Raw genomic sequence first — 26,966 nt, 5'->3', positions numbered from 1 at the left:
CTCTGCCCTGTCGGTTTGGCCGTGCCTGATTTCACGTGCGCATCTTATCCTGCTTATCTGGCATGCCAGATTTATAGCTGTCAGATCGGACGTGTTTACACGGCACTTTGTCCGGCAAGCCTGATAGATGCGAGTCTGATCCGGCCCCGGATATCCTTTTGCCGGTCTTTGCCAGCGTGCGCAGCGATTGCCCTACTCTGGCCAGGACACGTGGCATTAAGATTAAGGGGCCGCCCTGGTTTTCGATTTCATGTCGTTGTGATGGCGCTGATCCGCGGCTGGCGCCGCCGGTTTCCAGTTTTTATTTTTACTGAGTTTTTCCCACCCCGAGGTGGGCGCAGGGCCGGCGCCGGCTTGCTGCGCCGGCTTTTGAGACACTTTGCCTTCGGCATCCATCGTCATGTCTGCTGCCATCGCCGAATGCATACCCAGCGCCAATGCGACTGCACTGGCCAGTGTCGCTATATCGGTATTTTTCATGCTCTCGCTCCTGTTATTGATAACGTAAGCTACCGCACCTCGCGTCCGGCGCCAATGGCAAATGGATACGCGGCAGCCGGGGCCTGACCGATAGCTGCTGCCGGCAATATTTAACTTACTCCCTGGACAGCGCAAAGGGTTACTTTATTACAGTCCCTTGCCAGATATATTACATCCTCTTGCCAGATATTTATGCAACGGCATTTCAGCTGACATATAAAAGAGACGAAGGCAGGTACCCGTGCGAGGCACTGGCGGGCAGTGAGCTTGGCACTTTTGAGCTATTTATTTAGCGCTTTTTATTTTGCCGCGCCTCACGGTCAAGCGAGCGCAGGTAATTGAGCTTGTCCGTGATTTTCGTTTCCAGTCCCTGTTGCACCGGACGATACCAGCCCGGTTCGCGCATGCCGTCGGGTAGATAAGTCTCGCCGGCGGCATAGGCATCGGGCTCGTCATGCGCATAGCGATACTCATGCCCGTAGCCCAGTTCCTTCATCAGCTTGGTGGGCGCATTGCGCAGATGTACCGGCACTTCCCGCGATTTATCCTGCTTCACGAAAGCGCGTGCCTGATTGTAGGCGTTGTAGCCCGCGTTGCTCTTGGCTGCAACGGACAGATAGATGACCGCCTGCGCCAGCGCAAGCTCACCTTCCGGAGACCCCAGGCGCTCATAGGTAGCGGCCGCTTCGTTGGCCATTTGCATGGCGCGCGGATCGGCCAGGCCGATATCTTCCCAGGCCATACGTACAATGCGGCGCGACAGATACTTGGGATCGGCGCCGCCATCGAGCATGCGGGTGAACCAATACAACGCTGCATCGGGATGAGAGCCTCTTACCGACTTGTGCAGCGCGGAGATCTGGTCATAGAAGCTATCGCCGCCCTTGTCAAAACGACGCAGATTCAGCGTGAGCGCGTTTTGCATGAACTCGGGGGTGATCTGCGTTACCTGTGCCGCAGTGGCAGCCGTGCTGGTCTGCTCCAGCAAATTCAGAAACCGCCTGGCATCGCCATCGGCATAGCCGGTCAGCACCGCAACGGCCTGTTCGTCAAAGTCCAGATCAATCGCGCCACTTTCTTTGGCGCGCACCAGCAACAGGCCCAGTTCCTCGTCCGACAGCGAGGTGAGCACATAGACTTGAGCGCGCGACAACAGCGCCGAATTGACTTCAAACGACGGGTTTTCAGTGGTGGCGCCAATGAAGGTGAAGAGCCCGCTTTCCACATAGGGCAGGAATGCATCCTGCTGCGCCTTGTTAAAGCGATGCACCTCGTCCACAAAAAGAATGGTTTTGCGTCCCTGCGCCTGAGCTACCTGTGCTTTGACGACGGCATCGCGAATGTCCTTGACGCCGCCGAGCACCGCAGAGATGGCAATAAAATGCGCATCAAAACCGTCAGCCATCAGGCGCGCCAGCGTGGTTTTGCCTACGCCCGGCGGCCCCCAGAAAATCATGGAGTGCGGACGACGCGCCTCGAACGCTACACGCAACGGCTTGTCAGGCCCCAGCAAATGCGACTGCCCGATGACCTCATCTATATTGCGCGGACGCAGTCTTTCGGCCAGCGGGGCATTCGCGCCCGCGCCGGCGCCATTGAACAGATCGCTATCGGAAAAATCACTCATAAATATATTGGGTTTCCAGAACCACTGCGCACGTCGGTAAACCGCAGCATTGTGCAAAAGGGCCGTCGCAACGGCCCCTTGAACTGGACTGCGGTAAGGGCACAGGCCCTTTGACAGCCTACATTTTAACGGTATCTACGCCAGGGGGGGCCTTGAACTGGTAGGCACTGGCTGGAATTTTCGCGTTGCTTTTGAAATTGCGCAATTTGATCGACGTGGTCTGTCCGAAAGAATCCAGAATGATCAGCTCGGCCGGCAGGTTATTGGCAAAGCCGATGTCCACATGTGTCAACCCGGCGTCAGACACGTTGGGGGTTGCGCGCATCCACACCATGCCCTGGTTATCAGGCAGCGCAGACAGTTTGAAAGAATCGTCCAGCGTACCGGAACCGAACAGAATGGCCGCGGGCGAGGCACCGACCGCTTTGCTCACCGGGCGTTCCGTGACCTGGCGCAGATCGGGATCATATTGATAGACGGTTTTGCCGTCGGAAATCACACTCTGCGCATAGGGCTTGACCACGCTCCAGTTGAATTTTCCCGGACGTTCAAAAGAGAAGGTGCCGGTCTGGGCCGCCCTGCTCTTGCCCTTGCCGCCGGAAGTTTTCTGGGCGAACTCGCCGCTGGCCGATTTGACCTGCGCCACAAAATCCTTCAATTGTTGCCGGGCGTCCGTCTGCTGCGTGTTCTGGACCTCGGGAATCTTCTCGAATGTCACGCCCTCAAGCGTCGTTGACAGGCCGGCATCCGGATTCATCATATCAGGGTTCACCTTGATGTCCTGCGCCAGTGTCGAGACAGGGACCGTCGCAACCATCGCCAGGCAGACTGCAAGTAACGTTTTTTTCATGAATGAACTCCTGTTGTTGTTCCTTCCGGCAGCCGGGCAATGCCCTGTGAATACCGCCGGAAACATGACCTGTTGTACCATTAACAGGGCAAGAAAGGATGTAACGAAATCGTAAATACAATTGCACTACTGTAATTTCACGGTGGCTGCAAATACTTACGGCATCCTTTAGGGATGCCGTGAGCAGGAACTTGCGGTTACTGCGTATTACAGGCTGGTCTTATGCCTTGCACGCCAACTTTAAGCGTCCGGTTCTTCCTGTCCGGCGGGCACCAGAATTTCCCGGTTGCCATTGGACTGCATGGTAGACACAATGCCGGACTGCTCCATCTGCTCCAGCAGCCGTGCAGCGCGGTTATAGCCGATGCGAAGATGCCGTTGAACCGACGAGATTGACGCGCGGCGGTTTTTCAACACCACGGCTACGGCCTGGTCATACAGGGGATCCGACTCATTATCGGTAAAGCCGGTCACACTGCCTACGCCATCACCGGTTTCGCCGCCAACGCCACCTTCTAGCAGGCCATCAATATAATCGGGCTCGCCCTGCTCTTTGAGATAATCTACCACGCGATGCACTTCGTCATCGTCTACGAACGCACCGTGCACCCGGTTGGGCAAGCCGGTGCCGGGCGGCTGATACAGCATATCGCCCTGGCCCAGCAACGCCTCGGCGCCCATCTGATCAAGAATGGTGCGCGAGTCAATTTTGGAGGACACCTGAAACGCGATACGCGTGGGAATATTGGCCTTGATCAGACCGGTAATCACATCCACGCTGGGGCGCTGTGTCGCCAGAATCAGGTGGATACCGGCAGCCCGCGCCTTTTGTGCCAGACGGGCGATAAGCTCTTCAATTTTCTTGCCCACCACCATCATCAGGTCGGCCAGCTCGTCGATCACCACCACGATCATGGGTAGTGTTTTCAACGGCTCGGGCTCTTCCGGCGTCAGTGAGAACGGATTGGGAATGGAGTCGCCTTTTTTGGCGGCCTCGCGGATTTTGCTGTTGAAGCCGCTGATATTGCGCACGCCCATTTTACTCATGAGCTTGTAGCGTTTTTCCATCTCTCCCACACACCAGTTCAGCGCATTGGCGGCCTGGCGCATGTCGGTTACCACAGGCGCCAGCAGATGCGGGATGCCCTCATAAATGCTCATTTCCAGCATTTTCGGATCAATGAGAATAAGACGGACCTGGGAAGCGTCGGCCTTATATAGCAGGGAAATAATCATGGCGTTGATACCGACCGACTTGCCCGATCCGGTCGTACCGGCAACCAGCAAGTGAGGCATTTTGGCCAGATCGGCAACCACCGGATTGCCAGCAATGTCCTTGCCCAGCGCCATCGTCAGTGACGAGGCGTTGTCATGATAGGTCTTGGAGCCAATGATTTCCGATAGCCGAACCATCTGTCGCCGCGGGTTGGGCAATTCCAGGCCCATCAGGTTTTTTCCGACAATGGTTTCAACCACGCGAATGCTGACCAGACTGAGCGCGCGCGCCAGATCCTTGGACAGGTTGACGATCTGGCTGCCCTTGACGCCGGTGGCCGGTTCTATTTCATAACGGGTAATAACCGGTCCGGCCTGCGCGGCAACCACGGTAACCTGCACGCCAAAGTCGCGCAGTTTTTTCTCGATCAGGCGCGACGTATATTCGATGGTCTCAGGCGAAACCGATTCGATATTTTCGCCAGGAGGATCAAGCAGTTCCAGTGCCGGCAGCTCTCCGCTGGCATTCTTGGGCGGCTCAAACAGCGTGCGCTGTTTTTCCTTGACAACGCGCTCGGAGGTGGGAAACACCGTAATCTGCGGCTCAATGCGCACCGAAGTCTCGTGCACCAACTGTCCTTTTTGCACCACCACCTGCTCTTCTCGCGCCACTTGAGCAATTTCGCCCACCTTGCGGTCCTGGCGGGCGGTCTTCAGATTGATCAGCGCATTGAGCATGCGCTGTATACCCGAGCCGATTTTTTCAGCCAGCGACAACCAGGAAAAATCCAGAAACAGGCCCAAGCCCAGCACGACCATGAAAAACAGGATAAGCACCGCGCCCGGCACACCGACCGCCGTTGCAAACAGGCTGCCAATATACTGGCCCAGCACGCCGCCGGCACCGCCCGGCAATTGCGAACCGATGTGCGCCAGCTGGCTGGCCTCAAAGCCCATGGAGCCAACAAAAAGCAAGGCGAAACCAACGCCCTGCTCCCAGTGCACGCGCGGTAGCGCCGCATCGGAATTGGCCACAATGCGACTCATGAGCAATTTGTAACCTACCCACATGCGCTTGAGGCACAAGGCCACAAACCACCAGGCCGACAAACCGAAAAGATACAGCAGGATATCGGACACATACGCACCCACCGCACCCAGCCGGTTATGAACCAGGGTGGATGACGAGGTGCTGACCCAACCGGGGTCATTCGGATGCCAGGTAAACAACATCACCGACAGGGCAGCGGCCAACGCAGCATACAGAACCCATTTGGCTTCCGTAAACATGGCGGCCAGCCGACTGGGTTCGGCATTCTGTGCGTTGCGCGCATTTCTGGCGGACGATCGTGACCCGGTATTGCGCGTATTGCGGGCGGAACGAGTGGGAGCGGTATTTGAAGTGCGTGCCATAACTATAAATTCGGTCAATAAAGCATTATAGCTTATTGATATTAAATGTTATTTATATTCTAGCCGTCGAATACTCATTGATTGTGAATTCTTTGTAAGCTGTTGTTTTAACAGGCCTCGTCCCCATTTAATGAATGTCAATGATGCAACATCACGTCGGACAGCATCCGTATTTCCCGGTGATGAGGTCGCCATCCGGCGACATTTTTTGGGGTCCGCTGCAAAACCGTGGCAGTTTCGGGGTTTTGAACGGCGCCGCGCAGCGATCTATTATAATTGCCCATTGGATTTTTAGGATAAGACACAATGGCTGACAAAACCAAACATGCAAAAGTGCTGATTCTGGGCGCCGGGCCGGCTGGCTATACCGCCGCGGTTTACGCAGCCCGCGCCAACCTGAACCCGGTGCTGGTTACCGGTATGGAACAAGGCGGGCAGCTCATGACCACGACCGACGTGGACAACTGGCCTGCCGACGCCCAAGGCGTGCAGGGCCCCGACCTGATGCAGCGCTTTCTGGAACACGCAACGCGCTTTAACACCGACATCGTTCAGGAACACATTAAAGAAGCCGACCTGTCGGTGCGTCCGTTCCGGCTGGTCTCAGAGTCCGGCACCACATTTACCTGCGACGCCCTGATCATTGCGACTGGCTCGTCAGCCAAATATCTGGGCCTGCCGTCCGAAACTGCGTTCATGGGCAAAGGGGTATCCGCCTGCGCCACCTGCGATGGTTTTTTCTATCGAAACCAGGATGTTGCTGTAATTGGCGGTGGCAATACTGCTGTCGAAGAAGCCTTGTATCTATCCAACATCTGCCGCCACGTGACGCTGGTGCACCGTCGCGACACATTCCGTGCCGAGCCCATCCTGGTTGACAAGCTGATGGACAAGGTCAATGGCGGAACCATGTCGCTGAAACTGTTCAATACGCTGGACGAAGTACTGGGCGACCAGAGCGGCGTGACCGGCGCAAGGCTGCGTCATGTGGACGGACGCCTGGAAGACCTCGCTGTGACCGGCGTGTTCATTGCCATCGGCCACCACCCCAACACCACCCTGTTCGAGGGCCAGCTGGAGTTGGAAAATGGCTATATTGTGACCAAAAGCGGCCACAGCGGCCTGGCCACAATGACTTCGGTCCCCGGCGTGTTCGCCGCGGGTGATGTGCAGGATCATGTTTACCGTCAGGCCATTACCAGCGCCGGCACCGGTTGCATGGCGGCACTGGATGTACAGCGCTGGCTCGAAAGCCAGCCTGAATAAAACAGGACAGGCCCGCCCAGCCAGTGGCGCGGGCCGCAATTGCTATGATTACCCCCATCAAAGGCAAACTCGAAGACCTGCGTCAGTTGCAAAAATCCAAGGTGCGCGAAGAAACGCGTCGCGCCAAGGCACAGCAGGCCGCGCCCAGACATAATAAGACAACAGCAGATCCCGCTGCGTCTGCCGTTTTTACGCCGGAAGATATTGCACTGTTTCGTCAAACGGTCAGATCCGTTACGCCGCTACCTGAAGCCAACCGCTATGCGCGCCAGGCACTGGATTACGGCAATAACGAGTATTTTCGTGCCAAACGGGCTCAAGCCGAGGGTGCCCCGTCGATTGATCGGCATAAGCCAGCCACCCCTGTTCGCGCACGCGAGCAAAAACGCACATCACTGGCCGATAAAGGCCGGCGTCGCCCGGATCTGCCCGAAGGCGCCTATGTGCAGCGGGCCGATAGCGTTGACTTGATCAAGAAACTGTTGTCAGGACAATGGCCGGTTGCAGCTACACTGGATTTGCATGGCGCCAATTCAGACCAGGCAGCGGAGCGCTTTGATCGCTTCATTCATTCCTGTCTGGCGCATCGGGTCCGCTGTATCTGTATTGTGCACGGCAAAGGCTATGGCTCTGCCCAAGGCACCGCTGTCCTGAAAGAGCAGGTGCTGGCCTGGCTGAAAAATATGGATGCCGTACTGGCATTTTCGCCGGCGCCCGAGAATATGGGCGGAGCCGGCGCCCAGATTGTTTTGCTAAAAACGCCTGCAAGCGATTGATGCAACAGGCTGGCCAACAAGTCGGACGACAGGCCGGCGATGCAGAGCGCTACTCAAGAATTCAAAGCGCAGCCTGACAATGTAAAGCACAGCCAACAAAAAGAAAGGCGGAATCAATTTATATTGATTTTCCGCCTTTCGTTTATTTTTATTATGGATACAGCTATCGTGCACGCACTTAACCGAATATTCCAATTAAGTGGTAAAGCCTGCTCATGCAGAGCGTTTGTCTCCTCACCTGCATGAAACAAATTATGCACGTGATTCGTATATATGACACTTAGGGAATGCACTAGTTTTTAGCATATTCAACTCGTTTTTGCACCTTTTTGCACCTGTTTTTGCATGGCACGCTGGCGGGCCTGCTCTTTACGGGCCGCTTTCAGGGCACGTCGCCGGCGAATCTGCTCCTGCATATCTGCACCAATATGTTCCTCCTGGCGCGCTGCGGCCAGATCGACTTGGCGCTGCCGTTCACGGAAGCGTTCGCGTTGTTCTTCGGTTTTATCGTCCCAGCAATGCGGGCAGCTTTCACCACGGATGTACTTGGGTGAAGCGCGCTCTTGCTCACTCAGGGGATGACGGCAGGCGCGACACTGAATGTACGGACCCGGCTTGAGCCCATGGCCGACAGAGACGCGTTCGTCAAAGACAAAACACTCGCCTTCCCACAGGCTTTTTTCGGGAGGAACGGTTTCAAGGTACTTCAGAATCCCGCCCTGCAGATGGTAAACCTCGTCAAACCCCAAGGATTTCATATAGGCCGTGGATTTTTCGCAGCGAATCCCGCCAGTGCAGAACATGGCCACCTTGCGTGCTTTGGTTTTGTCCAGCAGCCCGCCTTCGGTAGCCTGGCTTTGCACCCAGTTGGGAAATTCGCGAAACGTCACGGTATTGGGGTTGACCGCCCCCTTGAACGTGCCAATATCAACTTCGTAATCGTTGCGCGTGTCCACCAGTACCACCTCGGGATCGGATATGAGATCGTTCCAGTTTTCCGGCGGGACATAGGTACCGGCGTTGGTGGTGTTGACATTGGGCTGCCCCATGGTCACGATTTCCTTTTTCAACCGCACACGCATCCGGTGAAATGGATCGCGCTCATCGGACCAGGACTCCTTGTGCTCCAGGTCCGCCAGGCGCGGATCGTTGCGAAGGTAGGCCAGAACCGCATCGATTCCTTCCTTGGGACCGGCAATCGTACCGTTGATTCCCTCCCGGGCAAGCAGCAGCGTTCCCTTGACGTGATTGCGCTCGCAAAACGCCTGCAACGGCTCTTTGAGCGATTCGAAATCGGGGAGATCGACAAACTTGTATAGGGCGGCAACGGTATGAGACATAGAACTGAATTTGGGGGTTTGAACGGCAAGTCTTTCATTTTAGCTGTCCTGCCGGTGGCAGAACAGCCTTCTGTTTGATTATTCTCAACTTGCCTGAAAATTAACCAGTTATTGTAAATCAAACCCCGGGAACTTCAGTGAGAAGCCGGCTGTTCCTTTGCATATTTAATGAGCGCGCCGGTGCGGTACAAGCCATGGACAAACTTGCCAAACGGCATGGTAATGAACAGCGACAGGATAACGGCCAGATGAATGACCAGCAACGGCGCCAGCGCGGCGGTTTCCCGAAAGGCCATCAAGGCCAGGCCGGTAACCGCGGCCAGAAACAGCTGGGCAATAAAGGCATAGTCCATTCCCATTTGCCTGATATTGCGAATATCGGGATCGGCTTTTTGCTTGAGCCAGAACTGCCCTGCCGTACCCATGGCCAGCGAAATCCCGCCGATGGTACCGGTCAGCTTGGGAAGGCTAAAGAATGCATAGGGCGCCTGCCAGCCAAACACATAATGGAAAATGGTCCCTGACACCGTGGCGGCAAAACACAACATGAATCCATAAAAGGTAAGGTGATGAAAGCGGCGACGCCAGGGCGAAATATTATCGTCCGGGTAAGTGCAGCCGGTCTTCACATTGCCATGCAGATACTTCAGGCTCAGCGCGTCCGACAGACCCTGGCGGACATGCGCCCAGGTCAGCAGCAACGAGGGTTTTTCGCCCACATCCTTCAGGAAATTGCGAAACCCCATGCCCATTGCAATCACGACCCACAATGCCGCCAGCCCGAAAACGGTGGCCAGCACACCATGTGGAAAAATGGCATAGAACTGCCCATTCAGATCATTCATTGGCGGCCCGCCGATAAGCGCTGCTAAACCCAGCAGCACGACAAGCGCAAGCAAAAATCCCAGGCTGGCCAGCAGGCCGCTTTTGTCAAAACCGCGGGCAATGGCGCCGGGCCATGCATACGTCTGATAGGTTGTCTGGCGTACCGCAGCCAGTTGCACTGGCAGATTGACATTGAATTCATGCGGTGGCGCGTACTGGCAGGCGTAATAGCATTCGCTGCAGTTGTGACACAGATTGGCCAGATAATGCAAATCGCCGCGGGTAAAATCCAGACGTTGCTCAAGTGCTGGAAAGACCGCACAGAAGCCCTCGCAATAACGACAGGAGTTACAGATCCCCACCGCGTTGCGGGCGTCCTCGATAAGATGTTCAAGCTGCTGCATGTTTTGCTGCCTCCGTGCCTGCAATACGACCAAATACGGTTCCGATGGCCATCCCGAAACCAGCCACGTAACCCTTGCTCAGAATATTTCCCGCCATGATTTCACCGGCGGCGAAAACGTTGTCCGCCAGCGTTTCATCGTCCATGATGACCTGCGCCTTTTTCGTTACCTTCACCCCCATATAGGTAAAGGTGATCCCGGTGGCCAGCGGGTACGCATAAAACGGCCCCGTATCGATTTTTTGCGCCCAGTTGGTTTTATCCGGTTGCAGACCATGCGTACGGCAACCGTCCAGCACACTATGATCGAATTGACCAGGTTCAACGCCAGCATTAAAGGCGGCCACCGTGTCCACGGCCGTTTTCACCGGCAGCCCCAGGCTTTGCGCGAGCGCTTCAATGGAATCGGCACAAATGGATTTGAATACGGACGGCATGAACCGACCAATGGCCTTCGAATCAATAATGCAATAGGCAATCTGGTCGGGTTGCTGGGCGACCAGACGCCCCCAGATGGCGTAGCGTTTGGGCCAGAAGTCTTCGCCTTCGTCATAAAAGCGCCGCCCTTCCTTGTTAAGCACGATACCCAGCGAGACGCAGTCTACACGGGTGACAATGCCCCCGTCATACTTGGGCGCCCTTGCATCAATGGCCACGGCATGACCCTGGGTCGGGTCGCCGATAATACAGGCCTTGTTGCGCATGAGCTCGCGCAGCATGACGCCCTGATTGAATCGGGTGCCGCGGATCAGGAAATTGCGTGCCGCCGGCCCCCAGGCCTCTTCCAGCCATTCAAGATTTGACTCAAAACCGCCTGATGCAATCACCACGGATTTACCCGCAATGGTCAGTGTCTGACCGTTTGTGAGCAGCTCTACACTGACACATTTACCGTCTGAAAAATTCAGTTTTTTGGCTTCCGTGTCGTACAGAATCTGCACGCCGGCCTTTTCGGCCGCCTTGTAATAGGCGTTGACCAGCGCCTTGCCGCCGCCCAGGAAAAACGCATTGGTGCGCCCCAGGTGCAGCGTGCCGCCCAGCGATGGCTGAAATCGCACACCCTTGGCCTTCATCCACGGCGCACAGTCCTCAGTTTCACGAATAACGTAGCGCGCCATTTCTTCATTGGTTTGTCCTCCCGTTACCCGATACACATCCTGAAAATACTCATCTTCCTGATACTTGTCTGTCAGCACATCGGTGGGCGCGTTGTGCATACAGCGAAAATTGCGAGTATGACTGCTATTGCCCCCTCGCCAGGCGCGCGGCGCACTTTCGACCAGAATTACCGATGCGTTCTGTTCAGCGGCTGACAGCGCAGCGCACAGTGCCGCATTGCCGCCCCCGATAACAAGAACATCACACGCCAACGTGTCATTCATGCTATATATCCTTACTTAATATACTGTTGTATTCTATTGTACACAAATATTTATGGCTGTGCCTGAAAAGACAAAACAGCCGCAAAGCTTCCCAATTGCGTTATGCTGTGCCAAAAGAAAGGAATCGCATCATGGCAAAATCCAAACCCTCTCCAGCCCCTAACCGCTCCGACGCCGAATCGGAACAAGCCAGTGATCGTGGTGTCACATTGAGCGACCAGGCGTACAACTATATTGTCCAGTCCCTGGAAAACGGCTCCCTGCCGCCGGGCACCCGTTTGCGCGAGACAGAGCTGGCCGCCGATATCGGCTTGAGCCGCACCCCCATCCGGGAAGCGCTGAACCGGCTGATGTCCGAAGGACTGGTCACCAACGATCCGAAGCGGGGCCTGATTATTACCGAGCTGGACCAGAACATGGTTGGCGAGCTTTACGAAATGCGCCGAGTCCTGGAAAGCACGGCCGCCGCGCTGGCAGCGCGCCATGCCACGGATGTTGAAATCGCGGTCTTGAGGCAGATCATAGATCGGGATGAGACACTGGACGATCCTGCCGCTCTGTCATATAACAACCGGTTATTTCATCAGACGCTGTACCAGTGCGCGCATAACCGCTATCTGCTCAAAACATTGCAGGTGCTGCAAAACGCTATGCTGTTGCTGGGCAAAAGCACCCTGGCCGAAAGCGGGCGTCCATCGACCGCACGCGAGGAACATGCGCAGATTATCAACGCCCTTGAGCAACGCGACCCGGACAAGGCGCAGGAAGTGTCAAGCCGGCACATTAGTGAAGCCTATAAGGTCCGGCTCAGCCGCTTCCTGCTTGATCGCAAGTGATCAATCAACGCGCGCGCCCGATGATTTGACCGCGTTGCCCCAGTTGCCGATCTGCGCCTGAATAAATGAGCCGAATTCGCCTGGCGTCATCTTGGCCGCCTTTGCCCCTTCGTTGCCCAGCTTGCTTTTGACGTCTTCGTTGTTGAGCGCCTTGCTGGCAGACTGATACAGCACATCAATCACCTGCTGCGGCGTATTTGCGGGCGCCACCAGGCCATGCCAGGACACCGCTTCAAATCCTGGCACGCCGGCCTCGGCAACGGTGGGCAGTTCGGCCAGCGCATCGGAACGCTCGGCCGACGACACCGCCAGCCCCTTGATGGATCCGGCCTTGATATGACTGATCGCGCCGGGAATGGTGGTAAACATGAAATCAATCTGTCCGCCGATCAGCGCACTGATCGCGGGCGCCCCACCCTTGAACGGCACATGCACCAGATCCAGATGCTCAGCGTCTTTAAGCATGACACCGGCCAAATGGCCCGGTGTTCCGCTGCCGGCCGATCCCATATTGGTCTTTCCGGGATTGGCCTTCATATAGTCAATAAGATCTTTAAGCCCGTTCATCTGCTTGTGCGCATTGCCCACCACCAGCACATTGGGCACGGTCGCAAACAGCGTGACCGGCGCAAAATCCTTGACCGCATCGTAGTTCAGTTTCCTGTATAGCGTGGGGTTGATCCCATGCGTACTAGCTGTCGCGAGCAGCAGCGTATAACCGTCAGGCTTGGCGCTCGCCACCGACTGAGCAGCAATCGCACCGTTACCACCGCCTTTGTTTTCTACAACGATGGACTGTCCCAGGTCTTTTGACATGGAAGCGGCCATTGTTCTAGCCAGAATATCCGAAGAGCCTCCGGCAGGATGCGGCACAATAAGACGGATGGGCTGCTCGGGATAAGCTGCAAGCACAGCAAGCGGGCTAGCGGCCAGAAGGATCGCAAGCATACAGGGTTTGAATAAGGTCATTGGTAGTCTCCAGCGATTGAATTCGAATATAAATATACTACTGGATACATAAGAATACAATAATAGATGATCCCAAAAATGAAAAACCCTGATACCCCCAAGAAGTGAGCGTCTGGCCGCACGCGTGGTGGCGAAAATTGACCATCAACCTGCCAGCGCACATTCTTCTGTCGGCCCTTCACTCTGGGCTGGCTGGTCAAAATGCGCGACCAGAAAATCGATGAATGCCCGGGTGCGCACGGGCAGATTGCGCTGGCTGGGATAGTAAACGTATGAATCTGCAGCCGGCAATGTAAAGACAGGAACACGATGTCCTCAAGTAATTGAAAAACGCCGGGCCTGATATCAATCAGGCCCGGCTCAACCACCTCACGTCCCTGCGCAATCATCGTAGCCACGGATTTTCATCAGTGGATCTGCCTGCTACACAAGCTGCGCAGCCAGTGCCTCCTCAATCCACGCATCGTCGTATTCACCCCTGGATATTCCGTCAAGCACCTGGGCTTCGGCCTGCATTTTGCGACGGCTGGCGGCGGCAACCGCCTGAGCCTGATCACGTGCAATAAAGACCACCCCATCGCCATCACCCACGACGATATCTCCTGGTTGCACAACACAACCCTCAATTGCAACTGCAATATCGGTTTCACCTGGCCCATTCTTTAACGGCCCCTGATGCGTCACACCTTTCGAATAGCAAGGAAAGTCATGCGTGACAAAGGCGTCTGCATCGCGAATTGCGCCATACACCACAAAACCAGCAAGGCCACGCATCTGCGCCACGCTCATCATGATTTCCCCAAGCAATGCGCGCTCGGTATGCCCTTCGCCATCGATAACCAGCACCTGCCCAGGCTGGGCCTTGCGCAACGCATCATGAATATGAAGATTGTCGCCGGATCGCACTTTTACCGTGTAAGCCACGCCCAGCAACGGCGCACGCTTGTGTCGAGGGACCAGTGTGCGTGTTCCTGCAATGCGACGCATTGAATCACTGATAATTGATGTGGGAACTCCCTCAAACAACGGTGCCAGCGCATCCATATTTTTTCTCCTAAAATTGAATATTGATTCAGTCTACTTTTGCACCGGATTCTTTCACAACGCCTGTCCATACCGGCGCTTCCTTAGCGATGAAATCGGCAAACGCTCCGGCAGAATTGGCAACATCGGAAGAACCCATTTGTTCGAGCGCTTTGGTCATCTGAGGCGTCTTCAATGCAACATTGACTGCCTTATTGAGCCGCTCCACAATGGCAGAAGGCGTGCCGGCCGGCGCAAAGACGCCGTACCAGTTTTCAATGACAAAATCCTTGAAACCCGACTCAACCATGGTCGGCACATCCGGCAGCACTTTAGTGCGCCCGGCGCTGGTGGTTGCCAATGCCTTGACGGACCCGGCTTTCACATGCGGCAACAATACCGTGGTGGTTTCAAAGGCGACGGGAACATGCCCGGCAATCACATCATTGAGCGCGGGCCCCTGTCCACGGTACGGCACGTGCAGCATATTGACCGACTTCATTTGCTTGAGCATCTCGCCTGCCAGATGCTGCGGACTGCCGCTGCCACCTGAAGCAAAACTATACTGGTCCGGATTTTTCTGCAACGCCTGGATCAATTCCTGCGCGGTGTTGACCTGCACTTTCTTTGGATTGACATAGAGTACTAATGGAACGGCAGCCACCTCACCCACGGGCGCCAAACTCTTGAGCGGATCCAGATTCAGTTTATACAAATTACGATTGATCGCCACGCCCGTGTTATTGCCCAGCAGCAGCGTGCATCCGTCGGGTTTGGCGCGACCGACAAACTCCGTGCCGATATTACTGCTGGCGCCGGGCTTGTTGTCAACGATGACTGTCTTGCCCAATTCCTTTTGCATACCCGGCGCCAGAAGGCGCGCCAGAATGTCGGTCGTCCCCCCTGGCGGATACGGTGAAATAATAACGATATTGCTGCACTCCAAGTCGTCGGCAGCCAGGGCCGAGCCCGATGCGGCCAATCCGATGCCCGCCATGAATGCGGCACGAAGCCCTACTCTGACTCGGTGCAGAGTCTTGTCTGTGTAATGCATGTCTATCCTCCGGTTATTCAATTTATTGACTGCGCTGCAGCTGGTGATAGCCCAGCTTTTCGCGTGCCTGTTTCAGTGTCAGGCCGGACTTGACGCTGTCCAAGATGGATTGTTCTGTATCGTGAATCGCCAATGCTTTATCCAGTACTTCCTGAATTCGACCGGCCGGCACCACGACAATACCGTCACGATCGCCACACACCAGATCGCCCTTGTTAACCCGGACATCTCCCAGCGAGACGCTCTGGTTGACTGCTTCCACCTGCACCCGGTCCTTGCCTGTGCGCATGAATGTACCGCGGCTGAAGATTGGATAGCCACATTGCACGGCTTCTTCTACGTCCCGGCAGACTCCGTGAATCACGGTACCAGCGATGCCGCGAGACCGGGCGATCTGACTGAGGATGCCGCCCCACACTGTGCAATCGGTGCGCCCGCCGTTGTCCAGCACAATGACCTGTCCTGGTAGTACATCATCGATAAAATCGCCTACGGTGCCAGGATCCTGCTTGTCTACTGGCGCGAAACGCAAGGTATAGGCGGGACCAAAAAAACGAAATGTCCCTGTTACACCACTGAGGCCATGGGCACTGCCGGGCAGCCCGAAAAAGTCTAGCGCATCCGAAATTTCCGCATTGGCCAGCACTCGATATTTAGCGTCCTGCCAGATTTCCTGCATAGCATTCCCTTTATTGTTCAGCCTAAGTTGTCGGAAAATATAACATATATTGTCTGTTATTTATATAAAAATTGTCAGACAATTTAATAAAATTGATTGATCCGGCGATGAGTTATACTTTCGCGTTGACGCATAAGCCCAAACACACCACGACCTAGTTATGACATCGAAACGTTCTGCAATCGCCAAAGCAATCAAACAGGAAATCATGCAGGGGCGATGGTCGCCGGGGGCCCGCCTCACCGAACGAGCATTGTGTGATTTCACCGGCGCAAGCCGTTCATCGGTCAGGGAAGCCCTGCAATTGCTGCGTCAGGAAGGCTATATTGACATCCGACCCAATCAGGGCGTACGTGTGACCACACTGGACGCCCGGGAAGCCGCGGATATTTATCAGGTGCGATCGGTGCTGGAAGGCCTGGCAGCCCGCAATTTCATCAATATGGCAACGGCAGCCCAGCGCGCTGCGCTGCAAGAGGCACTGACGCAATTGGAAAGCGCCATCGAACGGGAAGATGTGGCAAGCCAGCTCAAATCCATTGAAGACTTTTACGGCGCCTTACTAGACGGTTGCTATAACAGTGTCCTGAAGAGTAGCCTGGAAGAGCTGCATGGAAAAATATCACGATTGCGGGCAACCTCGATCCTAAGCCCGGGCCGCATCCGCAATACGCTTAAAGAAATGCGTCGCATCGGCATCGCCATTGAGCAAAACAATGAGACTGAAGCCTGGCAGGCTTGCGTTGACCACATGCAGCATACATCGGCCGTTGCCATTCGCATGATTGATCATCTGAAAGAGCAGCAGTAATCTGCCCGCCGATACCGGAAAACAAAGCCAGCACATGCAAAACCGAATGAATCTGCACATAGAGAATCTGCATTTTTAAAATCTGCGTATTGAAAATACGAAAAACCACAAACAAAAAACCCGCATGATATAAACCATGCGGGTTTCAGAACGACGTAATACGTCAGTCGATATTACATATTTTCGATCATGACCTGGCCAAAGCCGGAGCAGCTCACTTGCGTTGCGCCTTCGAGCAGACGGGCAAAGTCATAAGTGACTTTTTTGGACAGAATGGATTTTTCCATTGAAGAGATGATCAGATCAGCCGCTTCAGTCCAGCCCATGTGACGCAGCATCATTTCTGCAGACAGGATTTCTGAACCTGGGTTCACGTAGTCTTTGCCGGCATATTTGGGGGCTGTGCCATGAGTCGCTTCGAACATGGCAACGGAGTCGGACAGGTTTGCGCCGGGGGCGATGCCAATACCACCAACCTGGGCGGCCAGCGCGTCGGACACGTAGTCGCCGTTAAGGTTCAATGTGGCGATCACAGAGTACTCGGCAGGACGCAACAGGATCTGTTGCAGGAAGGCATCGGCGATGGAATCCTTGATAATGATTTCCTTGCCTGTCCGTGGATTCTTAATTTTGCTCCATGGGCCGCCATCGATCAGCTCGGCGCCGAATTCTTTCTGTGCCAGTTCGTAGGCCCAGTCACGGAAGCCACCTTCGGTGAACTTCATGATGTTGCCTTTGTGAACAATGGTCACGCTTGGCTTGTCATTGTCGATCGCGTACTGGATTGCCTTGCGCACCAGACGCTCAGTACCCTCGCGTGATACGGGCTTCACGCCGATACCGGAAGTCTGTGGGAAACGGATTTTATTGACGCCCAGTTCGTTCTGCAGGAACGCAATCAGTTTCTTGGCCTGATCAGATTCAGCTTCGAATTCGATACCGGCATAGATGTCTTCGGAGTTCTCACGGAAAATGACCATATCGGTTTTTTCCGGCTCACGTACAGGTGAAGGCACACCCTTGAAGTAACGCACCGGACGCAGGCAGACATACAGGTCCAGCTGCTGGCGCAGTGCCACGTTCAGCGAACGGATGCCGCCGCCAACTGGCGTGGTCAACGGACCCTTGATGGAAACAACGTAATCCTTGACCACTTCCAGTGTTTCTTCGGGCAACCAGACGTCGGAACCATATACTTTTGTGGATTTCTCACCAGCGTAGATTTCCATCCAGTGAATTTTGCGTTTACCGCTGTAAGCTTTCTCGACCGCAGCGTCCACAACCTTGAGCATCACAGGCGTGATATCGGCACCGGTGCCGTCGCCTTCGATGAATGGGATGATCGGCTGGTCAGGGACATTCAGTGAAAAGTCGGCGTTGACCGTGATTTTTTCGCCCGATGAAGGGACTTTGATGTGCTGGTAAGACATGCTGGCTCCGTAACCCACAAGTAAAAAACATAAAGACAATCGTTGGATAAACGAGTCTTATATAAGACATAGTAGTTTAACTGAAAAATGGCTGTTTTGCGGCGGGAGTCCCCCATATTTAAACAAAATATGGTAAGCCTGCCATCCCGTTAATTTAGCGCGCTTATCCGGCCAGCACATCAAGTGCGCATGTTATGATGGCAACAATGTGACCGAATGACTCACCGTGATGCAACCGAATGGCCCACGGTGCGTGCGCAGCAACGAGCCTGACAAGGGATTCGCAAGGACCGCAACAGATGCTGTTGGCGCCCTTATGTCGGCATTTAGCCATTACATCTGGCCCTCACATTTCACACGATCAACCTGTGCGATGCGGGCTTGAAGATTATCTCGTTATTTTATTCCCTATTTTTATGTTCAATCCATCCCGCGATCAGGTTCGCCAGTTTTTTACGGAAACCTGGGCCAAACATCGTCAGAATAAAATCCTCACGCCAATGGAGTCCATGGCGCTGACCTGGATTTTGCAACATCCGGAGTACCACACTGCGCTGGAGAACCCGGATGCCGCTCAGCAGGAGTTCTCGGTAGAAAAGGGACAGGTCAATCCGTTTTTGCACTTGTCCATGCATCTGGCCATCAATGAACAGGTATCCATTGACCATCCGCCAGGCATTCGCGGCATCTATGAGCAATTGGCTGCCCGCAGCGATGAACATCACGCCATGCACGAAATCATGGAATGCCTGGGCCAGGTTATCTGGGAATCACAGCGACTGGGCAAGCCGCTGGACACCGATCATTACCTGGAACTGCTGCGCCAGCATTCAACCAGGCATTGAAATCGCCGATGTGGGGCCAACAGACCTCATCCCTCTTCTACCATCGCACTTGCGCATAACGCACGAAAACAACCAGACCTGCACCCCGGCCGCTTTCCGGCCGAAGTCGAGTGCATTGCGGACTCGTTCATCGAACGCTTTGCGCGATGGGAGATGCGGTCAACGCACCAGACCTCTCGGCCTGTGCACCTGTCGCTCTGGCCAAGACAAAAAAAACCGGAACATATCTATTCCGGTTTTTTTCTGTCTGGCGTTCATGCATGTAATGAATGACGACACCTTTATGCAGCTGCAATATTCCGATCGTGATAACCGGAAGCCAGCTTATTTGCGGTTGTGTGTCAGTGGACCTTCCTGTGCAGAAAGCCATGCTGCGATGTTGACAATATCGGCTGAACCCAATTTCTTGATTTCGTTGCCCATGATCGGATTCTTGCGAATATTGGCAGAATTGGGCGCATTGCTGACGCCACGCTGGTATGCAGTCAATGCATGGACCAGATAGTCGTCATGCTGGCCAGCCAGAATGGGGTACATCGGTGCAATGGTTTTGTCGCCGGCGGCGCCGTGACAGGCCACACAACCGTTCTTTTCAAATGCGGCCTTGCCGGCAGCCAGATCAGCCGCCTGGGCAGATGCCACACCCACAAGTGCGCATATGGCACCTGACAATAAAATAGAGACGCGTTTCATATCAGTTCCCGGATTATTTTACTTGAGAAAAATAGGCTGCGATATCCAGCATATCCTGATCAGACAGGCTTTTTGCGATAGCGACCATGGAAGGGAAAGTCCGGGCACCGGATTTGTATTCTTTCAATGCAGCAACAATGTAGTCCGCATTCTGGCCCGAAATCATGGGAACCCGATAGACTTCGGGAAAGCTGGCACGGTATTCAGGAATGCCGTGACAACCAATACACATGGAGATTTTGCCTTTGGCAGCTTCGATGTCCCCTTTGGGAGCAGCAGCCTGCTGGGCAAATGCCTGACTAAAGAAGGCACAGGGAACCACAATGGCGAGCGCAGCAACTGAGCGCTTGAAAGCGGATAACTTCATATTTTGCTCTTTTGTTAGCGAATTTCGAGATTGAACGTACCGCGAGACTGCCAGCGGGTCGGATCAGCTTTAAAGCTTGAGATTGTACGACATAATTGATCTAGATTAGGGTAGTATTGGGGGTCAGATGCTCAAATCATCCCTATTTTGTTGCAGAATTGAAATGAAACCTAGCCAATCTCCACCGAATCCAAGCCGCTTTGCCGGCACTGAACGTTACGTTGCCACCGACGACCTCAAGCTGGCTGTCAATGCCGCCCTTACACTGCAGCGGCCCCTGTTGATCAAGGGCGAGCCGGGTACAGGCAAAACCATGCTGGCCGAAGAAGTAGCCGGGGCCTTGGGCTATCCACTACTGCAATGGCATGTGAAATCCACCACCAAAGCGCATCAGGGCTTATATGAATACGATGCCGTCTCGCGCCTGCGCGACTCGCAGCTGGGTGACGAACGGGTTCGCGACATTGCCAATTACATCCGCAAAGGCGTGCTGTGGCAGGCCTTCGAATCCGATGTGCCTACTGTAGTGCTGATCGATGAGATCGACAAGGCCGATATCGAATTTCCCAACGACCTGCTGCGCGAACTGGACCAGATGGAATTTCATGTGTATGAAACCGGCCAGACCATTCGTGCCAAACACCGTCCGCTGGTCATTATCACCTCCAACAATGAAAAGGAACTGCCCGACGCCTTTTTACGCCGTTGCTTTTTCCATTACATCCAGTTCCCCGACCGCGATACGCTGCGCGAAATTGTCAAAGTGCACTACCCGGAAGTTAAAACCGATATTCTGCGCGCCGCGATGGATCATTTCTTCATGCTGCGCGATGCGCCGGGCCTGAAGAAAAAACCGTCCACGTCCGAATTCCTGGACTGGCTGGCCCTGTTGCTGGCCGAAGACATCGACGCAGCCCGCATTGATGCGCATGCGGCGACCTCGGTTCCAGTCATGGCCGGCGCGCTGCTCAAGAACGAGCAGGACATCAGCCTGCTGGAACGCCTGTCGGGTCTGTCCCGTCAGACACGGCGCTAATCAAGCGCACTGGTTTCGGGGTGACAAGCAAACTATGTTTATCGACTTCTTCTATCACCTGAAAAATCACAAGATTCCGGTCTCGGTCAAGGAATACCTGACCCTGCTCGAAGTCCTGCGCGAGCGCGTCATGCCGCCGTCACTCGATGACTTCTATCATCTTGCGCGCCTGACGCTGGTCAAGGACGAAACGCTTTTTGACCGCTTTGACCAGGCCTTTGCCCTGTATGTCAAGAAACTGCCCGCCTCCCTGCCCGCAGGCCCCGACATTCCGCTGGACTGGCTGATCAGCCAGATGCAGAAGAACCTGACGCCCGAAGAGAAAGCAGCGCTTGAAAAGCACGGCTGGGACAAGCTCATGGAGATGTTCAAGGAACGCCTGAACGAGCAGAAAGAGCGCCATGCCGGGGGCAGCAAATGGGTGGGCACCGGCGGTACATCACCGTTTGGCAATAGCGGCTATCACCCGGAAGGCATCCGCGTTGGCGGCCCGTCTGCAGGTAACCGAACTGCAGTCAAGGTGTGGGAGGAGCGCCGTTTTCGGGAATATGACGATCAACAGGAACTGGGTACACGCAATTTCAAGGTTGCCCTGCGGCGCCTGCGCCGCTTTGCCCGTGAAGGCGCTGCAGAAGAGCTGGATCTGGATGACACCATTCGCAGCACGGCGCGCAACGCCGGCTTTCTTGATGTCAAAATGGTGCCGGAACGGCACAATGCGGTCAATGTGCTGATGCTTCTGGATGTCGGTGGCAGCATGGATGATCATATCGCGCGCGTCGAGGAATTGTTTTCGGCCTCGCGCACTGAGTTTCGTAATCTGGAAGTCTGGTACTTTCACAATTGTCCCTATGAGCGTTTCTGGCGTTATGACGCTGGCGGACGCCGGGTGTATACCGACACCTGGGAGCTGCTGCGAACTTACAACACCAACTGGCGTGTTATTTTCGTGGGCGACGCCACCATGAGTCCATACGAAATTGTCCACCCCGGTGGTTCGGTGGAACACTACAACAAGGAGGCTGGCGCCGTCTGGCTGACCCGCATCCTGGACGCCTGGCCCAAGACCATCTGGCTCAATCCCGAACCACAAGCCTACTGGCAATATCGGCAGTCAATTGATGTCATCCGCAATATCATGCAGAACCACATGTATCCGGTTACCATGACGGGTATCGAAGCGGCCATGCGGCAGTTGTCGAAATAATCTTTTTCAGTACCATCGGCGTGGCCTGGCATTTTTATATCTGACAACAACATCATTAATCAGCTCGTCCCTGACGGACGAATAAAAAAACACCGGTGCTGTACGCACCCTTTCAATCGACGCCCAGAATTACCGTATCGGGATCGATATGAACCCAGATCCGCTCTCCCTTGCGCAAGGACTGTGCCTGGTCCTGCCCCGCAACAGTGATCAGATGAACATCGGGTGCAATCTGCACCTCGAGTTCCTGCTGATCCTGCACCCGCCGGGTACTGCGGATAAGCCCGCAAAATACATTCTGCTGCATGTGGTGGTGTCGAGCGAACCGGATTGCCGGCGCTTTGATGAGCAGATAGACGGCCACGCCCTTTTTCAGACCCAGCGCCTGCGTGCTGGCGTGCGTAATATTGACGCTCACATGCACCGAGTCGTGCAGCCTGACGCTGATTGCGTCGCGCATGCCATCGCGCTCAATGGCCGCGACCACGCCCTGCAAATGGTTACGCGCACTGGTTTTGCGCAGGGGCAAGGGGCGTGCTGCCAGGCCGCCTACTGCATCGAGTTCAATATCGGGCTCAACGGCATGATCCTGTTGTTTTCGCAGTTGTTCATAATACTGCAGCAGCGCCTGCCCTTTTTCACTGAGCAGTGTTCTTCCGCCGCCGCGCCCGCCCTTGGCGGCAATCACAACAGCATGACCAAGACGGGTCTGCAGATTGCGCAACCTATCCCAGGCCGTCTTGTAAGTCACGCCCGCGGCCTGGGCCGCGCGGGTGATGGAACCCAGGCGATGCACATGACCGAGCAGTTGCAGATCGCGCTCGTCCGCCAGCACGTGGTGCTCCAGCCCGAAACCGATGGCCGTGCGCACATTCAGTCGTGGCTGCGGGCTTTCAGCGACCGTGTCCGTGCTCGCCGAAGAACGGGTTGCAGGCTCAGGGACGCTGGCAGATTCCTCAACAGGTGCTTGCCGCCGTATCATGCTGCCCCCCGCTCACGAATACTGCCATTGTGAGCATGCAGCAGCAGATCTCCAAAAACAGCCACATCGACAGGGTCGTGTGTGACCAGAATCAAAGGCAATTGCAGTTGTGATTGCAATTGGCTGATCTCCTGGCGCAAGTGTTGCCGCAAATTGGTGTCCAGCGCGGCGAAAGGCTCGTCAAGCAACAGCAGGCGCGGATGGCTGGCCAGCGCCCGCGCCAGCGCCACCCTTTGCTTTTGTCCGCCGGAAAGCTGTTCCGGATAGCGATCGGCATAGGCTTGCATATGCATCTTGTCCAGCCAGTAATCCGTTTCTTCGCGCCAGGCATTGCGCGTCGGGTTCAACAAACCGTGCGTAAGGCTGAAGGCCACGTTTTGCCGCACTGTCAAATGGGGAAACAGCGCATAGTCCTGGAAAAGGTAGGATATTTGCCGTTGCCGGGGTGTTCTGGCAATGCCCGCAGCAGAATCGAACAAGACATCCTGGTTCAGCACAACCCGGCCGCTGTCCGGCCTCATCAACCCGGCCAGGGCACGCAATGTCATGCTTTTGCCGGCGCCAGACGGCCCCTGGATCACGATGCGCCGGGTACGTGCAGAAAAGTCGACATCCAGTGTGAAACCATGCCGCGCGGCCGGCAATTGGCGGCGAATGGACACATCCAGCTGAAACGGCGTATGGGGTTCATTCATAACAGAATCTGCACCCAGTCGGCTCTGGTCGGGCGTCATTGCAGCCTCTCTCATTGTGGCTCTCATTGCTGCTCCAAACGGCGCGGCGCCAGATATCTTGCGGAAAACAGAATGATAATGCATACAATGGATATGACCGTCACAATGAAATTGGCCTGCGCATCGGCCCCCGCTTGCACGGCTTCATACACCGCAATGGAAAGCGTCTGGGTTTTCCCCGGAATATTGCCGGCAATCATCAGTGTGGCGCCGAATTCGCCCAACGCACGCGCAAACGCCAAAAGCAACCCTGCAAGAATGCCGCGCCAGGCCAATGGCAATGTGACGCGCAAAAACAGCGCCATCTCATTTAGTCCCAGCACCCGGGCGGCATCTTCATAATTGCTGTCGACACTCTCGAAGGCGGCGCGCGCCGGCTTAAATACCAGCGGAAACGAGACCACGACCGCGGCCACGACCGCGCCCTGCCAGGTAAAGATCAACTGTATGCCAAACCATTGATCCAGATAGCGCCCCAGCCAGCCATAGCGTCCCAGAAGCACAATCAGATAGTAGCCAAGAATGGTTGGCGGCAGCACCATCGGCAGGGTCAAAATGGTATCGAGCAGGTCCCGGCCGGGAAAGGCGCGGCGCGCCAGTAACCAGCCCGTGCCAATGCCCAGCACAAGATTGATCAGGATTGCAAAACCGGCAACCTTCAGGGAAATCAACAAGGGGATCCAGACGGGTTCCATAACTTATTGACGTCAGGGCTTTTTGAAACCGGCGTTGGCAAAGATGGCCTGTGCCTGTTCAGAATCAAGAAACTGCACGAACGAACGGGCTTGCGCCGCGTGGGCCGAAGACTTGATGACTGCAACCGGGTAGCTAACGAGCGTATCGATCGGCAAGGCCTGGACCACGCTGACCTCGTCGCTACGCACGGCAGCATCGGTGGCATAGACAAATCCTGCCTGCACTTCACCGCGGGAGACATAATCCAGCACCTGACGTACGTTCTCGGCCCAAATGAATTTGGGCGCGAGCTTACCCCACTGACCGCTTTTTTCCAGACCTTCCCGGGTGTAACGGCCGACAGGCACGCTGGCCACGTTGCCCACGGCGATTCTCTTGACTGCCGAGGCCTCCAGGCTCTGCAGATCCCTGGCTGAGTCATTGGAGGAAGCCGGGACGATCAGCACCACTTCATTACGTACGAAATTTTTTCGCGATGCCTCATCAAGCAGCCCGCCTTTAGCCGCGTCATCCATGCTTTTCTGGTCGGCAGAAGCGAATACATCCACCGGCGCACCCTGGCGGATCTGCTGCACCAGCGCCCCCGAGGCGGCAAAGTTATACTGAATTTGGGTATCTGGATGGGCTTTGCTGTATGCCGCTGCCACTTCCTTAAAGACATTGGTCAGGCTGGAAGCGGCCGACACTGTGAGCGTGTCGGCGCCAGCCGCAAGGGATGTGACCGAAAAAACAAGGCCGACGGCCAGTGCATGCACCTGGCGATACCTGCGAATATTTTTTTGTTTCATGGCTTCCTGCACAAAATAAACATTGAGGAGGTATCGGGTCCCAGCGCCTGAAACGTTCACGACAGCTGGCATAACCCGATATATAGTCAATTATATATCGAAATTTGCTTGCGTCCGATTTTAACGCAGAGCGTGCCCGCCAAACCCAGGCCCGGTTGCTGCTATCGAACTTGCCGGGTGACTCTGCCTGCTGACGCCCTGCCTCATTCCGCCGCGATCAGCGCTCAGTGCACACGGCTATGTAGTCTTGGCACACGTGCCTATACTGCATTGGCGCGTTGCACGGAATCCGCCCATTTGCGGGCTACCTGCCTTGCGGTTGCACAGGTCGCGTCGTGCGTAGCCACACGCACCGCCCGTTCCAACAACTGAATATCTGCTTCATGCTGTCTGGCAACATGCGGGTCTTCAAAAAAGATCACCCGCTGGCATTTTCTGTCCAGAACCAGATCGGCGATCTGTGCATCACCCCCCAATGGGCCGCTCAGATAACGATCCACCCAGGGTTTGTCTGCCGGCCAGCCCTTGGACCAGGCCAGTTCGTTCAGCAGGCCGCCGGTTGTGCCCGTGGCAACACGACGTTCGAACATCGACAGTATCTCGAAATACTGCGAGGCATAGGCGACCATCTCCGCTTTAAGCGCATCATGGGAAATCAGCGCCATGGTCTGTCCACGAATCACGTCGGACGACAGGCAGTCAGACAGGGGCTCCAGCCCTGCCAATACACGCTCAACTTCCATCCATTCGATGGCGCCAGCCACAGTCGAAATAAATGGCTTGCCGTGGGTAATGCACTGCCGCTTGAGCGCTAATGCCTCGGGGAAAATCGACGAGGGGTCCACCGGATCAATAAGATAAATGGCACCATCCAGTGTAATAGGCGTTGCTTCGTGGACGGTTACGCGAGATACCAGCTTCATCAGCCCCCCTTCCCGCCCATATGGATAACGGATATTTTTCCGGTAACCCGACAAAAAGCCTTCGCGTTGGAGGGCGTCATACGTACGGCCGACGGTATGCAGCTCTATATCCAGTTCGCGAATCGTCTCGGATGAAGCCTTAAGCCAGGTAAACAGACCCGCATCAGGTGTTGCATGGTGCAGGCGATTGGCTGCAAGCGCAAAACGAAGACTGCTTGTTGATGACATATGACATACTCCCCGATATTGAACGTAGCGAACACAAATTCATGCAAAAAAAAATGCACGTAGTGATACGTGCATTCTAAATAGGAAC

The 26,966-nt window shown here is 55.2% G+C and carries 27 protein-coding genes; 7 read left to right on the top strand and 20 right to left on the bottom strand.

From position 1 onward, the window contains the following. Positions 1–222: 222 nt before the first annotated feature. From INT32_RS03870 to INT32_RS03855, 4 genes are all read right to left on the bottom strand, one after another. Complete coding sequence (locus INT32_RS03870) at positions 223–480, bottom strand: hypothetical protein (RefSeq protein WP_193087409.1); 258 nt, start codon at positions 478–480, stop codon at positions 223–225. 289 nt (positions 481–769) lie between these two features. Continuing rightward, positions 770–2,107, bottom strand: a complete 1,338-nt coding sequence (locus INT32_RS03865) for a replication-associated recombination protein A (RefSeq protein WP_193087408.1) — start codon at positions 2,105–2,107, stop codon at positions 770–772. Positions 2,108–2,225: 118 nt separating this feature from the next. Beyond that, positions 2,226–2,957, bottom strand: coding sequence for an outer membrane lipoprotein chaperone LolA (gene lolA / locus INT32_RS03860; protein WP_193087407.1), 732 nt, complete (start codon positions 2,955–2,957; stop codon positions 2,226–2,228). Positions 2,958–3,197: 240 nt separating this feature from the next. Further along, positions 3,198–5,585 (bottom strand): DNA translocase FtsK, encoded by a 2,388-nt coding sequence (locus INT32_RS03855; RefSeq protein WP_193087406.1) that lies wholly within the window; start codon positions 5,583–5,585, stop codon positions 3,198–3,200. Between the two features lie 306 nt (positions 5,586–5,891). Between INT32_RS03855 and trxB the strand changes: the two genes are divergently transcribed. Both trxB and INT32_RS03845 read left to right on the top strand, forming a co-directional pair. Beyond that, a complete protein-coding gene (gene trxB / locus INT32_RS03850; protein ID WP_193087405.1) occupies positions 5,892–6,851 on the top strand; it encodes a thioredoxin-disulfide reductase in 960 nt (319 codons plus the stop codon). A 44-nt stretch (positions 6,852–6,895) separates the two neighbouring features. Next, positions 6,896–7,627 carry a Smr/MutS family protein gene (locus INT32_RS03845; protein ID WP_193087404.1) on the top strand — a complete coding sequence of 244 codons (732 nt, stop codon included), beginning with the start codon at positions 6,896–6,898 and terminating at the stop codon, positions 7,625–7,627. Positions 7,628–7,935: 308 nt separating this feature from the next. On the opposite strand, the gene INT32_RS03840 is transcribed toward INT32_RS03845, so the two are convergent. From INT32_RS03840 to tcuA, 3 genes are all read right to left on the bottom strand, one after another. Beyond that, on the bottom strand, positions 7,936–8,967 hold the full coding sequence (locus INT32_RS03840) for a rhodanese-related sulfurtransferase (protein ID WP_193087403.1): 1,032 nt from the start codon (positions 8,965–8,967) through the stop codon (positions 7,936–7,938). Positions 8,968–9,101: 134 nt separating this feature from the next. Beyond that, a complete protein-coding gene (gene tcuB, locus INT32_RS03835; protein ID WP_193087402.1) occupies positions 9,102–10,196 on the bottom strand; it encodes a tricarballylate utilization 4Fe-4S protein TcuB in 1,095 nt (364 codons plus the stop codon). After that, positions 10,183–11,577 carry an FAD-dependent tricarballylate dehydrogenase TcuA gene (tcuA, locus tag INT32_RS03830; protein ID WP_193087401.1) on the bottom strand — a complete coding sequence of 465 codons (1,395 nt, stop codon included), beginning with the start codon at positions 11,575–11,577 and terminating at the stop codon, positions 10,183–10,185. Before tcuA ends, tcuB begins: the two co-directional genes overlap by 14 nt. 131 nt (positions 11,578–11,708) lie before the next feature. On the opposite strand from tcuA, the gene INT32_RS03825 reads away from it, so the two are divergent. Further along, positions 11,709–12,413 carry a GntR family transcriptional regulator gene (locus INT32_RS03825; RefSeq protein WP_193087400.1) on the top strand — a complete coding sequence of 235 codons (705 nt, stop codon included), beginning with the start codon at positions 11,709–11,711 and terminating at the stop codon, positions 12,411–12,413. Here INT32_RS03825 and INT32_RS03820 read toward each other — a convergent pair whose 3' ends face one another. Genes INT32_RS03820 through INT32_RS03800 form a run of 5 tightly spaced genes read right to left on the bottom strand, consistent with a single transcriptional unit; the run spans position 12,414 to position 16,138 of the window. Continuing rightward, positions 12,414–13,382, bottom strand: a complete 969-nt coding sequence (locus tag INT32_RS03820) for a tripartite tricarboxylate transporter substrate binding protein (RefSeq protein WP_193087399.1) — start codon at positions 13,380–13,382, stop codon at positions 12,414–12,416. Further along, entirely contained in the window at positions 13,379–13,780 is a 402-nt protein-coding gene (locus INT32_RS22325) for a hypothetical protein (protein ID WP_193087398.1), read from the bottom strand. Before INT32_RS22325 ends, INT32_RS03820 begins: the two co-directional genes overlap by 4 nt. A 25-nt stretch (positions 13,781–13,805) precedes the next feature. Next, the gene (locus INT32_RS03810) at positions 13,806–14,426 is read right to left on the bottom strand and encodes an RraA family protein (protein ID WP_193087397.1); all 621 of its coding nucleotides are present in this window, start codon (positions 14,424–14,426) and stop codon (positions 13,806–13,808) included. A 28-nt stretch (positions 14,427–14,454) separates the two neighbouring features. Then, positions 14,455–15,459 carry a tripartite tricarboxylate transporter substrate binding protein gene (locus tag INT32_RS03805; protein ID WP_226816476.1) on the bottom strand — a complete coding sequence of 335 codons (1,005 nt, stop codon included), beginning with the start codon at positions 15,457–15,459 and terminating at the stop codon, positions 14,455–14,457. Positions 15,460–15,481: 22 nt separating this feature from the next. Further along, positions 15,482–16,138 carry an RraA family protein gene (locus INT32_RS03800; RefSeq protein ID WP_193087396.1) on the bottom strand — a complete coding sequence of 219 codons (657 nt, stop codon included), beginning with the start codon at positions 16,136–16,138 and terminating at the stop codon, positions 15,482–15,484. 160 nt (positions 16,139–16,298) lie between these two features. On the opposite strand from INT32_RS03800, the gene INT32_RS03795 reads away from it, so the two are divergent. Next, a complete protein-coding gene (locus INT32_RS03795) occupies positions 16,299–16,949 on the top strand; it encodes a GntR family transcriptional regulator (protein ID WP_193087395.1) in 651 nt (216 codons plus the stop codon). 173 nt (positions 16,950–17,122) lie between these two features. Here the strand turns inward: INT32_RS03795 and icd are convergent, their stop codons facing one another. Next, a complete protein-coding gene (gene icd, locus INT32_RS03790; protein WP_193087394.1) occupies positions 17,123–18,379 on the bottom strand; it encodes an NADP-dependent isocitrate dehydrogenase in 1,257 nt (418 codons plus the stop codon). A gap of 416 nt (positions 18,380–18,795) precedes the next feature. Here icd and INT32_RS03785 point away from each other — a divergent pair, with 416 nt between their 5' ends. After that, entirely contained in the window at positions 18,796–19,224 is a 429-nt protein-coding gene (locus tag INT32_RS03785; RefSeq protein ID WP_193087393.1) for a DUF1841 family protein, read from the top strand. A gap of 324 nt (positions 19,225–19,548) precedes the next feature. On the opposite strand, the gene INT32_RS03780 is transcribed toward INT32_RS03785, so the two are convergent. Continuing rightward, a complete protein-coding gene (locus tag INT32_RS03780; protein ID WP_193087392.1) occupies positions 19,549–19,917 on the bottom strand; it encodes a c-type cytochrome in 369 nt (122 codons plus the stop codon). Positions 19,918–19,930: 13 nt separating this feature from the next. Beyond that, on the bottom strand, positions 19,931–20,284 hold the full coding sequence (locus tag INT32_RS03775; RefSeq protein ID WP_128394934.1) for a cytochrome c: 354 nt from the start codon (positions 20,282–20,284) through the stop codon (positions 19,931–19,933). Positions 20,285–20,447: 163 nt separating this feature from the next. On the opposite strand from INT32_RS03775, the gene INT32_RS03770 reads away from it, so the two are divergent. After that, a complete protein-coding gene (locus tag INT32_RS03770) occupies positions 20,448–21,320 on the top strand; it encodes a MoxR family ATPase (protein WP_193087391.1) in 873 nt (290 codons plus the stop codon). A 34-nt stretch (positions 21,321–21,354) separates the two neighbouring features. Further along, positions 21,355–22,527 carry a VWA domain-containing protein gene (locus tag INT32_RS03765; RefSeq protein ID WP_193087390.1) on the top strand — a complete coding sequence of 391 codons (1,173 nt, stop codon included), beginning with the start codon at positions 21,355–21,357 and terminating at the stop codon, positions 22,525–22,527. Between the two features lie 112 nt (positions 22,528–22,639). On the opposite strand, the gene INT32_RS03760 is transcribed toward INT32_RS03765, so the two are convergent. From INT32_RS03760 to INT32_RS03740, 5 genes are all read right to left on the bottom strand, one after another. Beyond that, positions 22,640–23,509: a TOBE domain-containing protein gene (locus tag INT32_RS03760; RefSeq protein ID WP_193087389.1), complete on the bottom strand. Its 870-nt coding sequence runs from the start codon at positions 23,507–23,509 to the stop codon at positions 22,640–22,642. Beyond that, positions 23,506–24,204: a sulfate/molybdate ABC transporter ATP-binding protein gene (locus tag INT32_RS03755; protein ID WP_226816518.1), complete on the bottom strand. Its 699-nt coding sequence runs from the start codon at positions 24,202–24,204 to the stop codon at positions 23,506–23,508. The genes INT32_RS03760 and INT32_RS03755 overlap by 4 nt, the downstream gene beginning before the upstream one ends. A gap of 62 nt (positions 24,205–24,266) precedes the next feature. Beyond that, on the bottom strand, positions 24,267–24,938 hold the full coding sequence (gene modB / locus INT32_RS03750) for a molybdate ABC transporter permease subunit (RefSeq protein WP_193087388.1): 672 nt from the start codon (positions 24,936–24,938) through the stop codon (positions 24,267–24,269). 12 nt (positions 24,939–24,950) lie between these two features. Continuing rightward, positions 24,951–25,727 (bottom strand): molybdate ABC transporter substrate-binding protein, encoded by a 777-nt coding sequence (modA, locus tag INT32_RS03745; RefSeq protein ID WP_193087387.1) that lies wholly within the window; start codon positions 25,725–25,727, stop codon positions 24,951–24,953. 260 nt (positions 25,728–25,987) lie between these two features. Beyond that, a complete protein-coding gene (locus INT32_RS03740; RefSeq protein ID WP_193087386.1) occupies positions 25,988–26,878 on the bottom strand; it encodes a methylglyoxal synthase in 891 nt (296 codons plus the stop codon). Between the last annotated feature and the right edge of the window lie 88 nt (positions 26,879–26,966).

The organism is Advenella sp. FME57 (assembly GCF_014897675.1).
Lineage (GTDB): Bacteria > Pseudomonadota > Gammaproteobacteria > Burkholderiales > Burkholderiaceae_B > Advenella.
This window is presented reverse-complemented; position numbering and strand designations above follow the sequence as displayed.